General features: G+C 34.5%; 20 protein-coding genes and 1 pseudogene. 18 read left to right on the forward strand and 3 right to left on the reverse strand.

The features are described from left to right. Positions 1–467 precede the first annotated feature (467 nt). From KHA97_RS19975 to KHA97_RS19995, 6 genes and pseudogenes are all read left to right on the forward strand, one after another. A complete protein-coding gene (locus KHA97_RS19975) occupies positions 468–2,528 on the forward strand; it encodes a DUF4179 domain-containing protein (RefSeq protein WP_213126563.1) in 2,061 nt (686 codons plus the stop codon). A gap of 229 nt (positions 2,529–2,757) precedes the next feature. Continuing rightward, entirely contained in the window at positions 2,758–2,976 is a 219-nt protein-coding gene (locus KHA97_RS24170) for an NUDIX hydrolase (RefSeq protein WP_233713683.1), read from the forward strand. A gap of 15 nt (positions 2,977–2,991) precedes the next feature. Further along, positions 2,992–3,282 (forward strand): annotated as a pseudogene (locus KHA97_RS24175) (NUDIX hydrolase); the annotation flags it as partial. 88 nt (positions 3,283–3,370) lie between these two features. Further along, positions 3,371–3,964: a histidine phosphatase family protein gene (locus KHA97_RS19985; RefSeq protein WP_213126564.1), complete on the forward strand. Its 594-nt coding sequence runs from the start codon at positions 3,371–3,373 to the stop codon at positions 3,962–3,964. 116 nt (positions 3,965–4,080) lie between these two features. Further along, positions 4,081–6,141: a DUF4179 domain-containing protein gene (locus KHA97_RS19990; RefSeq protein ID WP_213126565.1), complete on the forward strand. Its 2,061-nt coding sequence runs from the start codon at positions 4,081–4,083 to the stop codon at positions 6,139–6,141. Between the two features lie 432 nt (positions 6,142–6,573). Beyond that, positions 6,574–7,764, forward strand: a complete 1,191-nt coding sequence (locus KHA97_RS19995; RefSeq protein WP_213126566.1) for a macrolide family glycosyltransferase — start codon at positions 6,574–6,576, stop codon at positions 7,762–7,764. 233 nt (positions 7,765–7,997) lie between these two features. Here the strand turns inward: KHA97_RS19995 and KHA97_RS20000 are convergent, their stop codons facing one another. From KHA97_RS20000 to KHA97_RS20010, 3 genes are all read right to left on the reverse strand, one after another. Beyond that, a complete protein-coding gene (locus KHA97_RS20000; RefSeq protein WP_213126567.1) occupies positions 7,998–8,450 on the reverse strand; it encodes a hypothetical protein in 453 nt (150 codons plus the stop codon). A gap of 348 nt (positions 8,451–8,798) precedes the next feature. Continuing rightward, positions 8,799–10,013 carry a hypothetical protein gene (locus tag KHA97_RS20005; RefSeq protein ID WP_213126568.1) on the reverse strand — a complete coding sequence of 405 codons (1,215 nt, stop codon included), beginning with the start codon at positions 10,011–10,013 and terminating at the stop codon, positions 8,799–8,801. After that, entirely contained in the window at positions 10,000–10,512 is a 513-nt protein-coding gene (locus KHA97_RS20010; protein ID WP_213126569.1) for an RNA polymerase sigma factor, read from the reverse strand. The genes KHA97_RS20005 and KHA97_RS20010 overlap by 14 nt, the downstream gene beginning before the upstream one ends. 501 nt (positions 10,513–11,013) lie before the next feature. Between KHA97_RS20010 and KHA97_RS20015 the strand changes: the two genes are divergently transcribed. The 12 genes from KHA97_RS20015 (at position 11,014) to iolB (ending at position 23,508) form a co-directional block, all read left to right on the forward strand. After that, on the forward strand, positions 11,014–11,859 hold the full coding sequence (locus KHA97_RS20015) for a CAP domain-containing protein (protein ID WP_233713684.1): 846 nt from the start codon (positions 11,014–11,016) through the stop codon (positions 11,857–11,859). A 477-nt stretch (positions 11,860–12,336) separates the two neighbouring features. Beyond that, entirely contained in the window at positions 12,337–12,567 is a 231-nt protein-coding gene (locus tag KHA97_RS20020; protein ID WP_325167516.1) for a hypothetical protein, read from the forward strand. 613 nt (positions 12,568–13,180) lie between these two features. Then, entirely contained in the window at positions 13,181–14,419 is a 1,239-nt protein-coding gene (gene sstT / locus KHA97_RS20025; protein WP_213126570.1) for a serine/threonine transporter SstT, read from the forward strand. 342 nt (positions 14,420–14,761) lie between these two features. Further along, positions 14,762–15,220 (forward strand): GNAT family N-acetyltransferase, encoded by a 459-nt coding sequence (locus tag KHA97_RS20030; RefSeq protein ID WP_325167517.1) that lies wholly within the window; start codon positions 14,762–14,764, stop codon positions 15,218–15,220. A gap of 313 nt (positions 15,221–15,533) precedes the next feature. Beyond that, positions 15,534–16,409 (forward strand): aminoglycoside phosphotransferase family protein, encoded by an 876-nt coding sequence (locus KHA97_RS20035; RefSeq protein WP_233713685.1) that lies wholly within the window; start codon positions 15,534–15,536, stop codon positions 16,407–16,409. Positions 16,410–16,743: 334 nt separating this feature from the next. Continuing rightward, entirely contained in the window at positions 16,744–17,817 is a 1,074-nt protein-coding gene (locus KHA97_RS20040) for an LLM class flavin-dependent oxidoreductase (RefSeq protein WP_213126571.1), read from the forward strand. Between the two features lie 323 nt (positions 17,818–18,140). Beyond that, positions 18,141–19,178, forward strand: coding sequence for an alpha/beta fold hydrolase (locus tag KHA97_RS20045; protein ID WP_213126572.1), 1,038 nt, complete (start codon positions 18,141–18,143; stop codon positions 19,176–19,178). Positions 19,179–19,520: 342 nt separating this feature from the next. Next, positions 19,521–20,360, forward strand: a complete 840-nt coding sequence (locus tag KHA97_RS20050) for a protein phosphatase 2C domain-containing protein (RefSeq protein ID WP_213126573.1) — start codon at positions 19,521–19,523, stop codon at positions 20,358–20,360. 1 nt (position 20,361) lies between these two features. Then, positions 20,362–21,036 (forward strand): alpha/beta family hydrolase, encoded by a 675-nt coding sequence (locus tag KHA97_RS20055; protein ID WP_213126574.1) that lies wholly within the window; start codon positions 20,362–20,364, stop codon positions 21,034–21,036. A gap of 13 nt (positions 21,037–21,049) precedes the next feature. Continuing rightward, on the forward strand, positions 21,050–21,484 hold the full coding sequence (locus KHA97_RS20060) for a hypothetical protein (protein WP_213126575.1): 435 nt from the start codon (positions 21,050–21,052) through the stop codon (positions 21,482–21,484). A 196-nt stretch (positions 21,485–21,680) separates the two neighbouring features. Beyond that, positions 21,681–22,709, forward strand: a complete 1,029-nt coding sequence (gene iolG, locus KHA97_RS20065; protein WP_213126576.1) for an inositol 2-dehydrogenase — start codon at positions 21,681–21,683, stop codon at positions 22,707–22,709. Beyond that, positions 22,702–23,508, forward strand: coding sequence for a 5-deoxy-glucuronate isomerase (iolB, locus tag KHA97_RS20070; RefSeq protein ID WP_213126577.1), 807 nt, complete (start codon positions 22,702–22,704; stop codon positions 23,506–23,508). Before iolG ends, iolB begins: the two co-directional genes overlap by 8 nt. Position 23,509 lies beyond the last annotated feature (1 nt).

The raw sequence follows: 23,509 nt of genomic DNA on the forward strand, positions 1-23,509 counted from the left end.
AAAATGCGGTAAATAACAGATTGTGAATAAAATGATAGTAACCAAAAAGGTACTCGTAAGGTAAAATCATCTAGGATTGGTTGTAATTGGAAAAATAGAACATGATAATTATTGCTGGAGACAGAAAAGTTGAAGTTAGCTGGAACGTATGCAATTAGAGCATTCAAAAGAGAGGAGAGTTGGAATCATTTTGACAATCATGATAAAACAGAAATAAAAATAATAGCAAGCACTAATTCTTATTTTTTGTTCACTTGTTCTCGCTATGAACATCTGGAGTGTGTGACGCGAAAATTTAGTAATTATTGCATCGAAGAATAAATAGTTATGAAGTTCTAATTTAAGTTTACTGAAATTTATTTTGATTCAGAATCTAATTTATTTAACAGATGAACATAGCTATAATAGGATTAACCAATCTGTGATCATTAGCTAGAAAGAGAATATAAAAAGGGGGAAACACATTCATGATCCCGGCAAAAATAGATCCCATGTCAATTACTACTATAAGAGAAAGAGACGTGGAATCTATCGTTGAATGGTTCGATCAACATAAACAATCTTTCTATATACTTGGTAGATCTTATTTTAGGAATCAGCGGCAAATGGAAGACCTTTTTTACCGTTCCATTATAAAAGTGCATAAGGAATGGCCTCGATTTAAAAAAGAAATATCTTTCAAAACGTGGGTAACGTCTATTTTTCTACATTTCTGCCGGGAACTTTCTAAAGATAGCAGTTTACAAGTTTCTGAGGAAGGTAAAATACGTCAGGAATTATTTAAAGTACTCGATCAGTTAAATGAGTATGAAAAAGAAGCTGTAGTCCTTACATATGTGATAGGAATCACTCGGGAGGAAGCGGCACATCTTCTCCAAGTTTCAATGGATAAGATGAATGAACTTTTGTTTTCCGGAATTCAGTCGCTTAGAAAAGAAATCGGATACGGGTCATCCTTTAATAGCTGTAAGGAGTACCATAAGAATTACATCGATTACTTAGAAAGAACTTTGGAACGATCGAAAAAAATTGATTTCGAGATGCATATATATCACTGCCAAGATTGTCAGGAGGATTTTGGCACCTTTCAGGATGTCATGTTAAATCTTGCTGAAAGGATTGAGGATTTCTATGTGCCATCTGGTTTCATGGAGAACGTTAAAGACAAGCTGGCTAAAAAGGAAAAACACAAACAACAGAAGAATATGAGACGTAAAAGAGTCGGGCTTGTTTTTGCAAATGTTTTCGCGATATTAATAGGTATAGAAGTTTTTACAGGGTCTTTTACGAATCTCTACTCTACATGGACAGAAGAAGATCCGCAATTGCGTGCCTTTCTACAACACGGTTTAGGTGAAAGGCTGAACATGGAAGCGGAAAGCAATGGAATAAAAATTAAGATCAAAAGTGTAATTGCAGATGATATACAAACACTTGTTTTTTATGAAATAGAAGATAGAAATAAAGACAACCAATATGTGATGAATTATGATGATGGGGTTTTTGCTGAGAACAAACATGAAATTATGAGTCGAGAAGCATCGCCAAGGTACTATCCTCCTGACCTTAAATCCGATCTAAATAATAAAGAAAAGAACGTATTTCATGGAAAACTTAGTCTGCTACCGCTTAAAACGGATGACGGAACCATTAAACTTAAGATTACAAAGCTTGAGAAATTGATTCGTGATTCTTCTGACCAGAATAGATCTATGGCTTACAAGAGCATGGCGTATGAAGCAGGAGAGTGGAACTTCGAGATCCCTGTAACGAAACATCCTTCTCTCGAATATGTATTGGATGAAGAAATAAAAGTAGAGGGAATTCCGGTTCGATTTGATAAACTAACGATTGCTCCAACAGTAACGATTCTGCTTAGTTCTTTTATTTATGAATTGCCAGAAAAGCGGGTAAATGGTATTAATTTTGACAATCTGAAAGTGAACAATAAAATAGTGAAAGCTGATCAGTATGGCTACTCTTATACATATTCAAACAATGATTGGTCTTCTTTTCAAACACAATTTGACCCACTTTTTGTCGAAAATCCTAAAGAGGTTAACATTCAATTCGAATCTGTTCATTTAACGATTGATGACCCAAAAACCATCGAGTTGGATGCTTCTAAGTCATATCCTCAAACCTTTGAATACGTAGGTAGTACAATCTCCATCGACAAGGTAGAAGTTGGACAGACTGCCCATGTTGTCATTAGTAACCATGAGATTAAAAATCGAGGATATGAGTGGATCTCCTTCAATATTGAGAGCGACGATGAAATTATAACTGGTTTCACAGACAGAAATTCTGAAGGAGTATTTATTGATAAAAACGGAATCGAATACGATGAGAATGAAAACCCTTTCATATATGAAGAAATTGAACAGCCCCGTTACTTCTCAACAGTTGAAAGCATAGAGATACACAGTAACAATGCTGAAAAGAGTGTAATTCCAAAAAGACTAAAGATTTATGAATATAGTACAACAAAATATTTGGATGATGTTGTGAAGATTTCGTTGAAATAAAATTTTCACCTAATTGCTTTTCAAAATTCTTCATTTTAAAAGCAAAAGTAAATTCAGAATAAAAAGCAGCCCCTACATTCTGGGCATGTAGATTGCAGTATCATTCAAAAAAAAATAAAAGATACGTAGGAGTTCGAGAATCATTAGTAGATTCTCGAACTTCCGTCTTTATTAAATTCAATGCGTTCGATGAACTTATGTAAAAAATTCAGTTGCAAGTGTTCGATTAGTGATGAGTTCATTGCAAAAAAGAGATATAGTGGAAATCCTGACAAGATTGAGTAAAGTGAATTTTGATATCCCTTTAAGATGTAAGGGTATTGCAGTAGTTTTATTGAAAAAGTTCGATGATGTGTATAAGGTACTTTTATTAAAGAGGGCAACTCCAGTTTTGAGAGTTGTATGGTGTTATATTGGTGGGAGTATTGAAGAAGGTGAAACTGCTTAGCAATCTGCTTTAAGGGAAATTAAAGAGGAGACTGGAATTACAAAGGTTTCTTTATACACTTCTAATAAATTTGATCAATTTTACTCACCAATTGAGAACTATATTTATATTGCGCCAGGATTTGTGGGATATGTGGACGACAAACAGGCTGTAATATTAAACTATGAACATATTGAATATAAATGGTTGAGTTTTAATGAAGCAATTGAATATTTAACTTTGCCGGGGAATAATGAAGTTCTTACCTTTGTTGAAAAGCATTTTGTAAGGAATACTCCCACAAAATTGTTGCATATTGGAAAATAAATTCTTATGCGGAGATTTCTTAATAAACAGGTAATTCCCTTTTGATGAAATAGTAATTAAAATTAAATTAAAGAAATGTGGTAACGTTATGAAAACTTTTATTTATATGGTGAGACATGGAGAATCACCTAAGACAGAAGGTACTGAAAGAACAAGAGGATTGACTAAAAAAGGAAAGTCGGATGCTTACCAAGTAACTGAAATATTACAAGATGAGGGGATAGAAGTCTTTGTATCAAGTCCTTACAACCGAGCTATCTTAACAATTCAGGAATTGGCAAAACGTTCAGGCAAGGATGTTTTAGTATTTGAAGATCTTAAAGAAAGAATCTTTTCTAATGATGATTTTCGTATACCTGATAAGGAATTATATCCTTTGCTAACGAAGTCGTTTTCCAATCCGAACTTTGCTTTAATGGGAGCTGAGTCTAATACTGATTGTCAAAATAGAGCTATAAAAGTATTAAGAGAAATATTAACAACCTATCAAGGATGTAAGGTGGCGATTGGCACTCATGGTGCTGTAATGACCCTAATGATTGGATATTACGACAATCAATATGATTTGAATTTTTTACTACATACATCTAAACCTGATATATATAGAATGGAATTTAATGGCCATGAGTTGGTAGAGGTTAAAAAATTGTGGAATACATCGCAAAATAAATGTGAAAATTAGTCGATAATGAAGCAGGTATAACAAACATGATTTACAGCAATTAAATGATAAAGAATTCATGCTGGAAGTATCTTATAGTACAAAGAGAATGTAAAAAAAGGGGGGGAGACACATCCATGATCCCGGAAAAAATAGATCCCATGTCAATCACTACGATAAGAGAAAGAGACGTGGAATCTATCGTTGAATGGTTCGATCAGCATAAACGATCTTTCTATATACTTGGTTGGTCTTATTTTAGGAACCAGCAGCAAATGGAAGAGCTTTTTTACCGGTCCATTATAAAAGTTCAAAAGGAATGGCCTCGATTCAAAAAAGAAACATCTTTCGAAACGTGGGTAACATCTATTTTTCTACATATCTGCCGGGAACTTTATGGTGATAAAAGTTTACAAGTTTCTGAGGTAGAAGAACCACCTGAGAACTTAATTAAAGCACTTGATCAGTTAAATGAGTATGAGAAAGAAGCAGTTGTCCTTACATATGTAATAGGAATCACTCGGGAGGAAGCGGCAGATCTTCTTCAAGTTTCAATGGAAAAGTTGAAAGAACTTTTGTTTTCTGGAATTCAATCAGTTAGAAAAGAAATGGGGTACGGGTCATCCTTTAATGGATGTAAGGACTATCATAAGAATTATATCGATTACTTAGAAAGAACTCTGGAACGGTCGAAAAAGATTGATTTCGAGGTACATATTTATCATTGCCAAGACTGTCAGGAGGATTTAGGCACCTTTCAGGATGTCATATTGAATCTTGCTGAAAGGATTGAGGCTTTCCATTTACCAACCGGTTTTATGGAAAACGTCAAAGATAGGCTGGTAGAAAAGGAAAAGCACAGGCAACTGAAAAACAAAAAACGTAAAAGAATGGGGCTTATTTTTGCAAGTGCTTTCACGTTATTAATAGGTATAGGAATTTTTACAGGGAGTTTTACAAAACTCTACTATTCATGGACAGAAGAAGATCCGCAATTGCGTGCCTTTCTACAACACGGGTTAGGTGAAAGGCTGAACTTGGAAGCGGAAAGCAATGGGGTAAAAATTAAGATAAAGAGTGTGATTGCTGATGATATTCAGACGCTTATTTTTTATGAAATAGAAGATACAGCTAAAGACAACCAATATGTGATAAATTATAATGATGGGGTTTTTGTGGCAAAAAGACATGAAATTATGAGTCGTGAATTATCTACAATGGACTATCCTCCTGATCTTAAATCCGATCTGAATAATAGAGAAAAGAACGTATATCATGGAAAGCTTAGTCTGCTGCCACTTAAAGAGGATGACGCAATCATTAAACTTAAGATATTTAAGCTTCATAAACTGATTCGCGATTCCACTGTTCAGAATAGTTTTATGAATTACGAGGAGAATGAATATGAAGTAGGAGAGTGGAACTTCGAAATCCCTATAAAAAAACGCTCCTCTCTCGAATATGTATTGGATGAAGTAACAGAAGTCGAGGGAATCCCAGTTCGATTTGATAAGATAACGATTGCTCCAACAACGACGATTCTGCATAGTTCTTATATTTATAACCTGCCAGAGAAGCAGATACATGGAATTGCTTTTGATACTCTAAAAGTGAACAATAAAAAAGTGAAAGCCGATATGTACAGTGGCTATGGCTATTATGAAAACAGTGATTGGATTTCTTTTCAAACCATTTTTGACCCGCTTTTTGTTGAAAAGCCAAAAGTCGTAAACATTCAATTTAAATATGCTGAATTTACGGTTTATGAACAAAAAAATATTGAGCTGGATCTTTCTAAGTCATATCCTCAAAACTTTGAATATGCAGGCAGCGTAATCTCCATCGACAAGGTGGAAGTTGGACATCCAACCCATGTTGTCATTAGTAATCATGAAACTAAGAATAGAGAATATCAGTCGCTTGACTTCAATGTTGTGAGTGAGGACGAAAATATAATTAGTTCAAGGAGTTATGATTCTGAAGGAGTACTTATCGATAAAAACGGAATCGATTACGACATAAATAAAAACCCTTACGTATATGAAGAAATCGAACAGCCCCGTTATTACCTTACAGTTCAAAGCATAACGTTACATAGTAACGATTCAGATAAGGCAGCAATTCCCAAAAGATTGGAGATTTATGGATATACTACAATAAAATATTTGGATAATATTGTGAAGCTGTCGTTGAAATAACATATGTAGGAAAGAACAATTTTAGCAAGCATGATAAATTTTTCAGTTAAAAAAGTGTCTGGACCACTGAAAATTTGTTTTTAACAAAAATAAGGGGGGAAAGGCACTTTTTACTAATGCTACGCAAAGTAGCATTGATGAAAACCGGATTTTCTTGGATTTTAAGAATTACATGATATAACTTTGATATTGTAGGTCCGTAATAATTTCAAAAAATCATCTTAGAGAATCTAATAAAGTAAAAGTAGGTATAACCGTAGAGTTGGAAATATTATTAGGAAAGTGAAAGTAAAAGCTATAAGGAGACAGTCCCATTTAGGGACTGCCTTCTTTATAAATATTAAAGTGTTGGGATTTTTAAGTATTGTTTTATATATGTTAGAGTTTATAAAAAGTAAGGCATATTGACATTTTCCGAAAGGAGTCATTACTATGGCACGTGTATTATTCATTAATGGAGGATCTGAAGGACATGTCAATCCAACGATTGGAGTGGTTCAAGAGCTAATCTCTCGGGGCGAAGAAGTTGTGTATTTTACAATCGAGCATTTCCGTGAGCGCATTGAGAAGACGGGAGCTAAGGTTCGCACAATTAACAGTGAGAAGTTTTTAAAAGCCTTTATCTCGGGTGGAAGAAATAATTTACTTGAAAGAATAAATGGTCTTTTATATACGGCAGATGTCATGATACCTGATGTGCTGGAGCAAATTGAAGGGGAACATTTTGATTATATAATTCACGATTCTATGTTTGGTTGTGGACGTCTACTTGCACAAATACTAAATCTTCCCGCAATCACCTCTTGTACCTCTTTTGCGGAGAGGGAGGCATCTTTTGATAAAATGCTCGAACAGCTTTCTAATAAAATTCCTCAAAAAACATTTGATGAATATCAAAGGCTGATTGCAATGGTGAAGGGAAAATATAGTGTGGAAATCCATTCACCTTACGAAGTTTTTTGCAATCCTGCACCACTTACAATCGTGTACACAACTAAGGAGTTTCAACCTTTTGGGGAAGACTTTGACAAAACGTACAAATTTGTAGGTCCATCCATCATTTCAAGGCAAACGCATGAAAACTTTGACTTTACTGCACTCGAACGAAAAAGTCCAATTTACATATCCCTAGGTACTGTCTTTAATCAAGCTATTGATTTTTATAAGCGGTGTTTCGAGGCATTCGGCAACACGGAACATATTGTGGTGATGTCAATTGGAGAAAAAGTTCAACAATCTGATTTGGGAAAGATACCTGAAAACTTCATTGTGAAAAATTATGTGCCACAAACGGAAGTACTGAAACTCACACAATTATTTATTACACATGGCGGAATGAACAGTGTCCACGAAGGACTTTATTATGGGGTTCCGCTCATTGTCATTCCGCAAAGCGCCGATCAGCCGGTCATTGCCAATAAAGTTGCCAATATTGGAGCAGGTATTCAATTAAAAATGGAGAGCTTGACAGCAAATCAGCTGAGTGAATCAGCAGACTATGTGTTAAACGAGCCATTATTCTATAAAGCTGCCGCAAAAATGAAAGAATCACTGCAAAAATCAGTTGGGTATCAACAGGCGGCTGATATGATTTTTAGATTTATGAGACAATATGACATCTAAACGTAAAATATGAATATGTTCTCTACAAAATACCTGGCAAAATATATTAATAATAAAAAATGGAACGACAGCGCTTTTTTCATTGTCTTTCGATTAATATGACCCTTGTAGTTTGTTTTAAAGGCATCGAGACTATTGCTTTATAAGCAGCAAAATAATCTTGAAACCATGATTTGTAACTTTTTTACAAATTTAAAAGAGTCGCTAATTTATAAGCGACTCCTAGTTTCTTATTAATCTTCTACATTTGCCACCCTAGGGTTAAACGGCTTAAACATTCCGTCTGGATTTGGAGCCCATATCCAGGCATGGAGGGAAAATGGAAGTCCATCATGTGGAGGGTCCATTTCCAGTCCGAAAAGTCTGTTAGGTACAGTAGACATATATTCCACAGCAACCAATTTTAGTCCGTTTTTTGTTGGTTCATATACCAGAACCTCAGGAGTTAACGGGTCGGTGACTCCATCAATTAATTCTTCTTTTACAAAATGAATCCCCATATTGGGCACTACAAACTCGGTTGAAATATAGCCATCTGCTATAGCTTTCCTGACATCATGATATTTTGCTGTCGCATTCCTTACTTTGGCCAAGTCTGCTTGAACATTTCCAGCTGCCGAAGCAGATCCCAATAGGCTAAAACTTAAGGCAAAAGCCCCAATGCCCGCTAATATTTTTTTCTTCATACAGCCACTCTCCCCTGAGTCGGAATGATAGGTTATTTGTTAAAAGCAAACCTGTTTCATTATACACGTACAATATGAGGAATATGACTTAGGTCATGGTTATTTTTTTGAATGTCGTACAATGAATTAGTTCAGAATTTATTCTTTTTTGTTTTTAGACGAAGCTCCTTTTATTTAAGGACGTGGCTGTTATTAAAATGGTAAAAAAGTTCATTCCTTCATATAGGGAGTAACTAAAGGAATGACGTACCCATCCTCTTATAATTAGATATTAACCCTTATCCCACTAAATACCTGAAAATCAGTTTTAATCGGCAAAATCAACTTCCCTTGGGTAGTAATAAACGGTTAAATCGACCACCCATCATTCACGATTGCTACTAATTTCCATAAGCCATTTTGGTCCTTTTCAAATACAAATATAATGCTTTGCCAATCCATTCCGTCATTTTCTTGAGAACCTTCAAGAAAGTATTCAACCGTTTTGGATTGAGGGAAGAAATCCTTAATATTGTTCTTTATATTGCCACGTTCCTTTAAATCATCAACTAATACTAAGCCATCTTTTATAAATTTTTCGACAGGGAGGAAATTGTTGAAATATTCACTTGCTGTGAGCTCGATTGGAAAGCCACTGCCGTCGTAATATCCCCACAAGCGTTTCTTTTTGTCATTTAATAATTCTCTAATTTCACTCTTTTGAAAAACCAAAGATTCTTGGTTAATGAATACATAAGGTGAAAACAATAGACCTTTTTCCGAATGGACATAATCTGATAGCTTCACCATATCTAATTTTTCAAAACTTTCCATAATGGATTCCGCGTTTTCCCTAATGATAACTTTTTCGTCAAGGTTTGTTTTTTCTACATTGCTAATTAGCCAATTATCATCAATATTTCGAAAGTGATATGTTAATAAAACATGACCAAGGGTAAGGGAATCCTGTTCCTGGGTAACGACATAATGATCATCATCGATTTTTGTAACTGTAAAATCTTCATCAGTTAACCAAGCTGGACCATCTTTTGCAATAATAAACACGTTTCCGTCTTTTTCCGTAAAATAAGAGTCAACGATGGATACTGAAAATTCATCTGTCAATATCCTGGTAAAGGATCTTTGAATTTCAGCTTTAGTAGTAAAGGAAATCATTTTTCCATTATTTTCTTCAGCTTCTTTTACTAAAGAACTAAAGGATAGCTTGTATTGGCCCATTAACTCTTTCGCTTTTTCGGCATTAAATTCAGTTGGCTTTTTTATTGGAGGATCTTGTGTTGTATTTGGACCTTGATTGGTTCCATGATTCTTACCTATATTACCATTTAAAAAGTCGCCATCAATTATTGTAAAAGTGAAAAACACAACTAAGGAAAAGGCAACGACACCAGCAAAACCTGCAAATAATTTTTTTATCATGCTTGCTTTCCTTTCTTTCTGTTCGTACTGAATAACGGTTTTCATTAAATGATTGTGAATTTGCTCTTGGCTTGATTTGTTTAACTGAAAGGATGGTAAGTCACGAAGCTTTTGTTCCATACCTTTTTGATTAGAGTTCGTCATCTAAATCCCCACCTTGTAGCTTTCTTAGTGACTTCAGCGCCCTGGAATAAGTACTTCTCACTTTCTCTTCTTTCCAATTAAGAATTTCTGCAGTCTCTGAAACCGACATTTCCTTTATACCTCTTAATATAATCACTTCGCGGTAATTACTTTTCAGCATTTGAATGGCAGTATATAATGATTGTTTTGCTTCATTTTGCAAGAAAATTTTTTCAGGAGTTTCCCCATCAGACGTGATCATTTGTTCGTCGAATGATAATTTCTTTTTTTTATTTCTTTTTCTTGCGTCATCGATAGCAACGTTACGCGCAATACTGAATATCCAAGTTTTTGGACTGGATTCACCTTTGTATGATTTCAACCCCTTTATTACTTTAATAAAAACCTCTTGCACTAAATCTTCTACATCCATAGACCCTGTATAATAAACTAAATAGTTGTAAACATCATTGCTATATAGATGAAACCATTCAGATATAATTAAGCTACTTTTTGACATGCCACCGTCCCCCGTCATCGATTTCACTTATTTAGACGTATTAATCTTTTACTTATAACACTATATATTAAATTTAAATTAAATTAGGCTTATACGTAGTTCGGAAATTAAACAACCTGAGTCCAAATCAGTATAGGCCCCAGGCTGCATAATTGTGTTTTTAAATTCCTGTCTACTTGACAGGGGTCGCTTCACAATTGGTTGTCTTTCTTTTTCAGATGGAAGGTCTTGTGAAACAATATTAGAAAACAAGTTGTATTCGTTGAAGTTACACAGTGGCTAATCAACTATGGTTTATACATACACTTTATAAAATGTCTTGTGAAGTTTGTTGATAAGATACTTAGAATTCATGGGGATATTCATGGTTTTTTAGTATCTTTTTTATTTTTACCTTTAAGGCACGTGAAAGTCATTTCAATAACTGAATTTTACCAGTTATTTTTTTAAAAAAATAAACAAAAATAAAAATGTAATTTTTTTTCAAAGGAGGCATTTTAATTGGTAAACAAGAAATTCAGTAAGTTAATAACACCTATCATCATACTCACCCTTGTTGGATGTAATAACAATGCAGATAATAATAAAAATAATAAGGATTTTAACACTTCTAGTATGGATACATCATTGTCAAGTAAGGATTATCCTCATACAAAAGCGATTTTAACCCAACGGGCGAAATACGAATTTATTCCGATGCAGCCTGGAGAAGAATATCAATTTCAAGTGGAAGCCCCTGATAATTATTACGGTCAAATGCCAAATCAATGGGAAAATCAACAGGGTTCACCACCGATGTCTCAGCAAGAACCACAATGGCAAGAAAGACAAGCGGCTCCAACACCAAATTATCAGGAAGCACCTACACAACAGGAAAAGCAAGGTGCTAAAGCACCGATTCAGCAACCAACACCAGAACCAGCGCCAAAATCAGAAACAAAAAAGCCAGAAACAACACAAACAAATGGTATTAGTCAGGCAGCACAACAGGTGATTGATTTGACAAATGCAGAGCGTAGGAAACAAGGTTTGTCTGATTTAAAAGCCGATACTCAATTAAGTGGTGTTGCCCAAAAAAAATCTGATGATATGCAACAAAAAAATTACTTCTCACATACGAGTCCTACTTACGGTTCTCCATTCGATATGATGAGGGACTTCGGTGTTACTTATAAAAGTGCGGGGGAAAACATAGCTCAGGGACAACAATCCCCTCAAGAAGTTGTTCAAGCATGGATGAATAGTGAAGGTCATAGAAAAAATATATTAAATAATAACTTCACCCATATCGGAGTTGGTTATGAGCAGACCGGTAAACATTGGACTCAAATGTTTATTGGTAAGTAAAAGCAAAATTCATTCTCCTGAGAAATAACAAATAAATATACATCTAGCATTAGGAAAAAAGACGGTTATGAAGAATATACAATTCAATGTAATGGATAATGAGATTGCTGAAGATAAATGATGGTTAGTGCCCGTTTCAAACACCATCAATTTCCCAGCAATCTCTTTAATGTTTATTAAAAAACGGTTTAATATTGTTAGAGGTACTACTTTAATCCCGCATAATTGAAAATCCTCGAGATAAAGTCTTCGAATAGATGTAGCATCTTCGAATGGGGGCCCTCGATTATTCCCATCCACCTTCAGCTTCAAATTTATTCACTTTAAAAAAGTGTACGATGACAGGTTAATAAAACATAAAGCCACAAATTCAATCTTCATTAATCAATCGTGAATCCTTATTTCTTTTCTAACGTAAATAAACTATATATAACTTATCCATAATGCATTAAACTAGTGAAAACAGGAAAAAATGAGGTGATTTCTTTGTGGTGGATTATTGGTATCATGGCTTGTTCAATTCCAATACTTGGAATTATAACTGACCATTTGCGATCTAGTGCAAATATCAAAGCTAAAATCGTTCAAGACCAGTTGGAACTAGAAAAAATGAAACATGAGAATTATTTGCTGGAGACGCAAAAACTGAAGCTAGAATTGGAAAGAATGCAAATAGAGAGTTCCAAAGATGACATTTATAAAGTATAGTCAGGAAAGCATAGTGAGAAGTGATATTGCTTTTGTAAATTCAACAGAAACCAATATCTGTATACCATTCCCATTAAAAAGGGGATGGTATATTATGTTTACATGGCTAAAATATTATATTTCTTGGAAAAACTGCTCGATTTCTTCTAAGACGTCTAGTATTCTATCAATCACAATCTGTGGGTCATCACGTTAAATGTATTGCCACGAATATCCAGTATTTTTCTATTATTATTACAATGCTGCCTTTATTACTGATTGTAATGTTTTTCGAATAATAAATCTCTAGAGATGTGCTTGAAAACAACTATCTCCTTTCTATCATCTAATCAAATTCCATTTTATTTAAAAATTCCCATTAATAATAATAGTATTGTAATATAATAAAAATTACGTATAATTTTACTTACAAGAAAATTAAATGTCTTTGTGGCGTGGAATGCGAATGGGGTGTCATTCATAAGAAAAATTATTATTTAGTGAAACCGCTTTAATATATAGATCAACTTTGAGAGCTCTAGCACTAAATTTTATGTTATATCCATTCTAAAATCATTTAAATGAACAGTTCAATTTATCCATATCTGCAAAACAACAAGTAGGGGGAACATCTATGAAAAATCTACTGAAAAAGTGGAATCGCTTGAGTCTAGTAAAACAAATCCTTGTAGGTCTGATTATTGGTATTATCCTTGCTTTAACGATTCCAGAAGTAGCAAAACCTATTGTCATTTTTGGTTCTTTATTTGTAGGTGCTTTGAAAGCGATTGCACCTGTGTTAGTACTTTTTTTGGTTATGTCGGCCATCGCTCAACATAAGAATGGTCAAAAAACGAATATGAAATCTGTTATCACTTTATATCTAATAGGAACCTTTTTAGCTGGATTAATCGCTGTAATTGTAAGTTTTATTTTTCCAGTAGATTTAACACTTACAAAAGGTGCGGAGGGTGTGAATCCTCCCAAAGATGTTGTTGAGGTACTTAAAAAATTATTGCTGGACGTTGTTGATAACCCAGTTAAGGCAATTTTTAATGCGAACTATATCGGTATTTTATCTTGGGCAGTACTTCTTGGTTTGGCTTTAAAAAATGCAGCTGATTCAACAAAAACAATGATTTCTAATTTTTCTGATGCTATTTCCAAGTTAGTAACATGGGTAATTAAGTTAGCACCATTAGGAATCATGGGTCTAGTTTTTGAGTCAATTACGACAAGTGGACTCGACGCTTTACTAAGCTATGGTAAATTACTTGTTATATTAATTGGGTGTATGCTCTTTGTGGCGTTGGTTGTTAATCCAATCATTGTGTTTGTAGTGATTAAGCAAAACCCTTTCCCGCTTGTTTTTAAATGCTTAAAGGAAAGCGGTATTACAGCATTCTTTACTCGTAGCTCAGCTTCAAACATTCCGGTAAATATGAAATTATGTGAGAATCTTGGTTTAAATAAGGATAGTTATTCAGTTTCCATTCCATTAGGTGCAACGATTAATATGGCTGGAGCTGCTGTTACTATTTCTGTTTTAACTCTTGCAGCTGTTCATACTCTTGGAATACCAGTGGACTTGCCTACTGCAATCATTCTTAGCGTATTGTCAGCAGTATGTGCTTGTGGTGCTTCTGGGGTTGCAGGAGGATCGTTATTGCTAATCCCTCTAGCTTGTAGCTTATTTGGAATCTCGGCTGATGTTGCTGCGCAGGTAGTTGGAGTAGGCTTTATTATAGCTGTTTTACAAGACTCTTTTGAAACGGCACTTAACTCTTCTACAGATGTACTTTTCACAGCAGCTGCGGAATATAAAGAGTGGCGTAAAGAAGGGAAAAAAATAGAAATCAACAAAATAGGATAGATTAGAAATTCTTTTTGAACTGTACTTCCATTGTTAGAATCGAATAAACATTGGAAGTGCGGTTTTTTTATTGAAAAATATATATATTATAGATTAGTTGTAAATGACATTCATATGACCTTATAAACGTATAACAATCGTGTTGTCGAACGGACCTATATAGAGCATTTATTTTGGTAAATCTACTGGACATCAGCCTACATAAAAGTAATCATAAATCTTAATATGTTCATTGATAAAAAAGAATAAGAGAATCAATTGGCCTTGATATTAAGAAATTACTGCATTCTTCGTCTAAGTTTTAGATGAAAGAGAATAAAAGTAAAGGGAGGCACCATCTTAGTGAACCCACACAAAATTATCGTTACAAAATATGATACCCAATACGCTGAACAAACCGTGAAAATGTGGCGAGATAGTAAGGAACAGGCTATTGGTCAGAAAGAAATTCATAGCTTTGACAATCACTTATATTTTTTGAACCATATATTAACCAGAGATTTTCAAATATATTTAGCGTTAATGGATGGAAAAGTAGTAGGAATGATAGCCTTTAATGAAAAAGAGATCAGCCAACTTTATATTCATATCGATTATCAAGGAATGGGTATCGGTCAAACATTATTAGATAGAGCAAAAGAACAATCAAGTGGGAGATTAACCTTATTTACATTTGAAGTAAATGTAAAGGCACAACGATTTTATGAAAAGCATGGATTTAAAATCATTAGTAGAGGACATATAAATGAAGAAAATTTACCTGATATTAAGTATGAATGGATATCTAATAAAATTTATTAAAACTTGGAAATAGAGGAGGGGGTTATTCCTCGGTGTCCAATCCAAGGTAGTAAAGAAATCATTTATGATTGGAAAAATAATCTTTGGATAGCACTACATTTTTTTTGGGAAGGAATTTGAACAGGTAAAGGAGAAGAACAAAAAAGATAAACAAGAATGTTGATAAGAGCAATGTGTTCTAAATTAACGTCATATTGAGGATTGGTTTATGTCTTCAGAGTGGAATTCCTAAAGAATATATGCGCTCAAGATAGCAGAATGTAATGGACTTATACATACCAATCATAATAGGCTTTCGAAAGGAAGATGATCATTGAGTATAACTTTAAGCGTAATAAATTGGAAAGAAAAAAGTGAAATGCTAGATGATTTAATTAATCAAGAAGACACTTTAACCATATATCCAATGAATCAAGGATTTGAAGCAGAAGTTATTAAAATAGTTTCAGATAATAGGAGTTTAGTACTGAAAGTATGGAATAAGAGTTCCAAACCTGATATTCGTTTTCAATTTCATTTATTGAATACGCTTTACGAGCGAGGATTATCAGTTTCTAAGCCAGTTGGTTGGGGGATAGATCAAAACTCAGATAAGGTATTGTTAACAACATTCGATGGGGTACCAATTCATAAAGTTAATAACAAGAAAATGATTGATTTTGCTAACATATTATCAACTTTACATCAAACCAACATTGAGGAAATTGGAGATATCCAACTTCCAAAGTACGATTTCGTGGGCTATTTTTTTCCAGAACTAATCAAACATACTGACATACATAAGGCAGTAACTTTTTTAGTTAATCTTATCCAAATAAAGCAAGAACATATTATTCATGGTGATTTTCATCTAGGAAATATTCTAGAAGATAAAGATCGATACACGGTTATAGATTGGACAAATGGACAATTGGGAGATCCTAGATATGATTTTGCATGGGCATTTACTTTGAAAAGAATATACATTTCAGAACGGTTTGCACAAGTGTTTCGCTCAGCTTATCTAGTGAAAAATGGCATTCCAAACAAAGAACTAGAGCTTTTCGAAGCATTGGCTTTCCTTAGATGGATCTTGCTTAGTAGAAGCGGCGGTGTCCCCTTTGGGCCAAATACGACTAAGCGAATAAAAAGTCTAATTAGAGAAAATCCATTCATACAAGGGGTAGATGTTATGAAAATAGAGAAATGAATAGAACAATTAGGTTCCCTCAAATTAAGTGTTTGAGGGATTTATTTATTATGAGACAAAAAAAGAAAAAAAGTTTTAGTACAAATAACGTAAAGGACTTAGAGAAATTTTCTCCTGCCCATCTAAATAATTTACATGGAACTTAATCGATTTTTATTTCATTTTCATATATTAATATCAATCAGTTGTGTTGGGATTAATTAATTTACACTGATTTTCTCAAATACAGTATCTCGAAATAAATAGCTAATTGGAAATAATTAAGTCCAACTATTCAAAAGGAAAGAAGATTGATTAACCTCAATGAAAATAATTAAATAGAATGAGGTGTTTTATGGAATCTGGAGAGAGTTTGAAAGATACGGGATTTGAAATAGGTCTCTACACGCTTGCAGATATTGCACGTAATCCTCTAACTGGTAAAATAATTAGTTCCAGTCAGCGAATAAAAGAGATTATTCAAGCAGCAAAGCTAGCTGATGAGGCTGGGCTAGATATATTCGGAGTTGGTGAGCATCATCGGTTAGACTATGCAGTGTCATCTCCTCAAGTTGTTTTAGCGTCTATTGCTCAAGCGACAAAACGAATTAAATTGACAAGTGCCACTACCGTATTAAGCACAGTTGATCCAGTTCGTTTATTTGAAGACTTTGCTACCTTGGATCTGATTTCGGATGGACGTGCTGAAATCATAGCAGGTCGAGGAGCATTTTTGGATTCCTTTCCCCTTTTTGGATTTGACATTAATGACTATGATGCATTATTTGAAGAAAATATGGAACTGTTTTTAAAAATAAATGATAGTGAGATGATTTCATGGTCTGGTCGCTTTCGATCATCATTAAAAAATGCTGAAATCGCTCCTCGTCCATTTCAAAATAAGTTGCCAATCTGGGTTGGTGTTAGCCGTACTCCGGAAAGTGCAGCTCATGCTGGTTCTTTAGGGGTTGGATTGGCTGTGGTTATGCTCGGTGGAGAGCCAAGTTCGTTTAAACATTTGGTTGACCTTTACCGATTAGCTGGAATGGTATCGGAACATCAGAATCAGCTAAACGTAAGTGTAACAGGACATGGGTATATTGCAAAGACAACGGAACAGGCAAAAGATGAATTTTACCCTTTTTACTCCAATTACTGGATCAACTTAAACCGCCAGCATGGAAATCGTTTTAAGATGACTCGAGAAGACTTCGAAGAAATGACGAGTCCTGAGACAGTCGTGTTTGTTGGAAGTCCGCAGCAAATAGTTGAAAAAATTCTTTATCAATATGAATTATTCGGACACAGACGTTTCATGGCTCAGATGGACATAGGAGGAATCCCGTTTAAGAATGTAGCAAGGGCCATTGAGCTTTTAGCCACGGAAGTAGCTCCTGTTGTCCGAAAAGAGATTAGTAAAAAGCAATAATTACTGGAAAGTTTGGCGAATAAATTAAAGAGGGGAATTCCCCTCTTTATCCAATACTGACCGTTTTCTTCTTTTGGCCAACCGCCCCATATACATAAAGGTATGCTTTTTTCAAAACAAATTGATCATTAAAAGAACGAAAAGCTTTTTCAAGAGTGTATTGATATAATATCTCTGATTATGATGTTTCTTTACTTAAAATTCTTGTTGGAAAGAAGGACAATGATTATTAAATTGGGAAGGCTTTTTTGTAAGTTTGAAGAAAAGGATTCATTTAAAAATAAAATAGCTAGGAAAGCAAATAATGAGAATAGGAGTTTACTTTGAATAGAAAAAAGAAATTCATTACAATCTGCATTTTATTATTTTTATTAGCTGTAATCGGATTATTCCTACCTACATGGACACCAGATATTAAAGGAAAAAACAGTATTAGCACTCTGGAACAGGTGGATATAAATGGAACTAAACTGGAGGTCATGATTAGAGATAATGACCGATCTAATCCGATTATCATATTTGTTCATGGTGGTCCAGGTTGTTCGGAAATACCTTATGTTCGGAAATACCAAGATGAACTCGAAAAGAATTTTACAATTGTTCATTATGACCAACGTGGAAGCGGGAAATCATATCATTTCTTTGAGGATTATTCAAATTTATCCTCCGATTTACATGTAGAAGACCTTTTGGAATTGACGGACCATATTAAAGAATTGATGGGACAAGAAAAGGTTATTTTAATTGGTCATTCATATGGTACATACATAGGAATGAAAGCAGCAAGCAAAGCACCAGACAAATTTTCAATGTATATAGGAATTGGGCAGGTTTCCGACACGGGTCAAAGTGAATTAGACAGTTTGAACTTTGTTCTCAATGAGGCAACAACAGCCGGGGATCTAAAAGATATAAAAAAACTTGAGAACCTTAGAAGCTCAATTGAAAATGGAGAAATGCTTACTCCAAGAAATTTGGTTCGAAAATATGGTGGAGCCTCAAGACTGATTAACGATAATATGGATTACTATTTAGGTTTTCTTTTTAGCCCTGAGTATAATTTACTTGATGTTATTCGTTATATAAAAGGTGTTTCTCTCTCTCAGAAGATCTTAATACCTGAGGAACGAGAACATGATATTACAAGTATAGTTGATAAACTGGACATACCTTGTTTTATAGTTATGGGAAATTTTGATTACATGACATCAGTAAATGCTGCTAAAACGTACTTTCATCAAATAGAGGCACCAGTTAAAGATTTTATCATTTTTGATAAATCCGCTCATTACCCACAATTTGAGCAAAAAGAATTATTTGCAGATTGGTTACATTATACATGGAAAGAGTTTAATAATTAGTAAAGTTTTTGAATTTGAGGTTCATTTATTCCCAAGTGTTTAATATGTAGAAAATAGAGCTGATTCAGCAATTTGCAGAGTCAGCTCTATTTTTACAATTATTCATAAGAGACGTAGTAGGCATTTATTAAACATCGACGATATGTTTTTTGGAAATATCATAATGATTTGTACTTGTTTTACTTAATTAAACTTCCATCTCCTCCTTTTTTTATTCAATCAATATGAATAATAGGTTGATATTCTCTTTGACAAAAAGTATAATTCATACAATTTAATCTGGAGAAAAGAAGCAAATGCCACTGTAAATATCAAAAGAACTATTATAAATGGGGAGATTCTATGTCGGGCAGGAATAAGGTGGATGCACACTTTCATACATTTGAGTGGAGCGGAAATGAAACTGAATATATAGATGAGATAAAAATAGATTTATGTAATCATGTTCTAATAGGCACGTACGGTGGCAATTCAAGTGCAGGTGCCCATAAAAACGAAGACGGTACTCTCGTTTGGACAGGTCCAGATTGGGAATTATCCATGATTTTAGATGGTCATCATAGCTCAGAAAGTGTCGACCTTGTGATTCACACGATTCATAATGAATGGAATCGTATTTCCGAGATCTTGAATAAACCAATCAAAAATGTATTTCCATTATTAGAAACTCATTTGTTAACAGTCTTTCAATCATCTGAATTTATGAAGGCATGTGAAAATGTCAAAGGTGAAACAGCATGCCTCATATGTGTTAGAAAGGAAAATTACCTTTGGTGGTTTTCAGTAGGGGATTGTGTATTGTATCTGTTACATGAGGAGCTGCATAAGTTAGGGCAGTACGCGCTGAATCAACGGCAATTTTATGAGTGGATTGGCTTTGTCAATACTTTTTCTCTTCCCGTTCCTTGTTATACATCTGGAATTAGGGAACTAAGAAGAGGAAGAAACGTAATTCTAATGTTGACAGATGGAGTATTGGAATGTGGTAAGGAATATTATCAAAATGGAAAAAATATATACAATGAGTTTTCCGATGGAACGAAATTAGAAACTGGATTAAAGCGCATATTACAACATGTTCAAGATAATCTAGGCAGTGATAGTGCAACTGTTATTTGTTGGGAATATAACAATTCATCATCTGCCCAGTATCCAAGTGATCTACCAAATAGGGGTGAATAGAATGCATGACTTTAATGAAGGAAAAGTAGCTAGAAATGATGAATCAACAATTAATTATACGTGGATTTGTGGAAAAGAAAAAAATAATAGTATTTGCATTATGCTGCCGGGACTAGGCTACACAACGCAGCGACCGCTTTTTCATTATGCAACAAGTGTATGTTTGAATGAGAATGTCGATGTCCTTCAAGTTAATTATAACTATTTAGAAAATGATGCTTTTAAAAAATTGAAGCACCATGAACAGGATCAATGGATATATGAAGATGTGAAATCTGTCGTTGAAACGGTTCTTAAAGATACTGAATATGGAACGTATTTTATTTTAAGTAAGTCGATTGGAACGATTCCTATGGCATATGAATGGAATCAGGGAAACTTTATTGATGTAGCACATACATATGGAATATGGTTAACGCCGCTTATAAAAGATGAGATTGTGTGTAATGCTCTTTCAAAAACAGTGATTCCTTCTCTATACGTAATAGGAACGGATGACCCTCATTATAAAGAAGAACTTATTGCATCTATTAATGAAAATTCTACCATTACAGGGCTTGTCATTCCAAATGCTAATCATGGATTAGAAGTAAAAGGAGATATTAAAACCTCAATTAATATTGTTAATGATGTGATGGCTTCTATTGAGACATTCATAAGAAAATATAAAGGGTAAAGGTAATGGGGAGATGGAGTTACATCCAATAACTGTTATAGAAATACTTGCTTCAAGTATTTTCATCATTGCCTTATTTGTTATAGCAATATTTTTGCCAAAAAGGCTGAGGAAAATGGGGTTATATATTGCTAGCTTATTAATGCTCTTACTTCTTATATTTTTTGCTGTCCGTCCTTTCGTTCACAAATATCAATTTTCCCAAAAGAAGGAATACTTACATCACTACTTAGTTGAAAAGTATCCGAATGAAAGATGGGAAATTACCAAGCTAGAGGGCAGACAATATAACAGAAACTATTTACAAGTGAAATTTGAGAATGAGAGTGAATGGATTTACATGTACCTTGTCAAAGATAAAAAGAAAATTTACCAAGTTGTTTGGAGTCCTCCTGATGGTAAGTATCCAAAAGAGGGTTTACATTATGAACATACCGATAGTAAATAAGTAGGAACTAATTTTTATTTTCTTGCAATCTATTGATAAAGGAGGGGTGCTATTATATATTTGAATAGAAACTATAAGCGTTTTTCTTTCATTTAAGACATTCGTACTGAATGTCGATTATTTTAACCTGAAAGAAAGCGCTATCAGTTTTTGCTTAAAGAGGTAAGCGCTTAACTAAAATCGCGAGGTGAATTCTATGAAAAAAGTAAATGTAGGAATTATTGGTGCTGGGAGGATTGGTCAGCTGCACGCAGACAATATGCTGCAATCCAATGTAATCAATTTAAAAGTAATAGCAGATATTCATATCGACCATTTAAAAGGTACTCATTACGAACAGCAAATCCCGCTTATTACGACTGACCCAGAAAAAATATTTGCAGATTCAACGATTGATGCGGTCTTTATTTGTTCATCCACTGATACTCATGTTGAATTTATTAAAGTGGCAGCAAGTGTTAGAAAGCACATTTTCTGCGAGAAGCCAATTAGTTTTAATATTGAAGAGACGAGAGAGGCGCTGAAAGCAGTTAAGGAAGCTGGAGTCAAGCTTCAAGTTGGTTTTAATCGCAGGTTTGACCAGCACTTTAGAAAAGTATATGAAACTGTTAGAGCAGGTACCGTAGGAAATCCCCATATTATCAAAATAACTTCACGAGACCCACAACCACCACATGAAGAATACATTAAACGATCTGGCGGCATGTTCATGGACATGACGATTCACGATTTTGATATGATTCGCTACCTATCAGGAAAAGAAGTAGTAGAAGTATCCGTAAAAGCTGCAAATCTAGTTGATCCCATTTTTGAAAAATACAATGATGTCGACACTGCCATCACGACTCTAACATTTGAAGATGGATCACTTGGTGTAATCGATAATAGTCGACAAGCGATGTATGGCTATGACCAGCGAATTGAAGTGTTTGGCGACTTGGGTGTTGCCTTTGCAGAAAATGAAAGATATACGAATGTTCAAATTGCAACGAAAGATTCCATCCTCTTAGATCATCCTAAATTTTTCTTCCTAGACCGTTATAAAGCAGCATTTATATCTGAAATTCACGAATTTGCACATGCAATCATTGAAAATAAAGCGATTTCATGTAGCGGTGAAGATGGCTATAATGCCGAATTAATAGCCCTTGCCGCTAAACAATCAGTGAAAGAAAATCGCTCCGTACTTTTATCAGAATTGGAAAAGGAGGATTTACTTGTCTAAATTACTTATTAAACCTCAGAAACGTGATAAAAAAGGAAAAATACTGCATGTCTCACCAGAATCAGCGCAGTGGGAATATGTTGGCTTTGAAGTCTACTCCTTAGATGCAGGGGAGGAATTAACGAAAACAACTGAAAAAAATGAAGTTTGCCTAGTGTTATTAAGCGGGAGGGCGGATGTACATACAGATAATGAAGCGTTCCACAATATTGGAGAGAGAATGAGTGTTTTTGAAAAGATTCCTCCCTATTCTGTGTATATTCCGAACGATGATTCTTATACGGTGAAAGCATTGACTGATTTAGAACTGGCTGTTTGTATGGCGCCAGGGAAAGGTAATCACCCGGCACGATTAATAGCACCAGAAGATGTAGGCCAGGAGAATCGCGGCTCTGGAAAAATGAGCAGGAAGATCCACAATATTTTACCTGAGCAAAAAGAAGCTGATAGTTTGCTAGTTGTTGAGGTTTTCACTCCCGATGGGAATACATCCAGTTACCCTCCACATAAACATGATGAAGATCTCTTGCCACATGAATCATATTTGGAAGAAACATATTACCACGAGATTAATCCGTCTCAAGGTTTTGTTTTTCAAAGAGTTTACAATGATGACCGCAGCCTAGATGAAACGATGAGTGTAGAACATCGCAATGTTGTACTAATCCCAGGAGGATATCACCCAGTATCTGCTGTTCCTGGCTATGAGTCCTATTACTTGAATGTGATGGCCGGACCAAATCGGACTTGGAAGTTCCATAATGACCCGGATCATGAGTGGCTATTTCCAAAAAAATAGA

Origin of the sequence: Lederbergia citri (assembly GCF_018343625.1) — a bacterium.
Lineage (GTDB): Bacteria > Bacillota > Bacilli > Bacillales > Bacillaceae_C > Lederbergia > Lederbergia citri.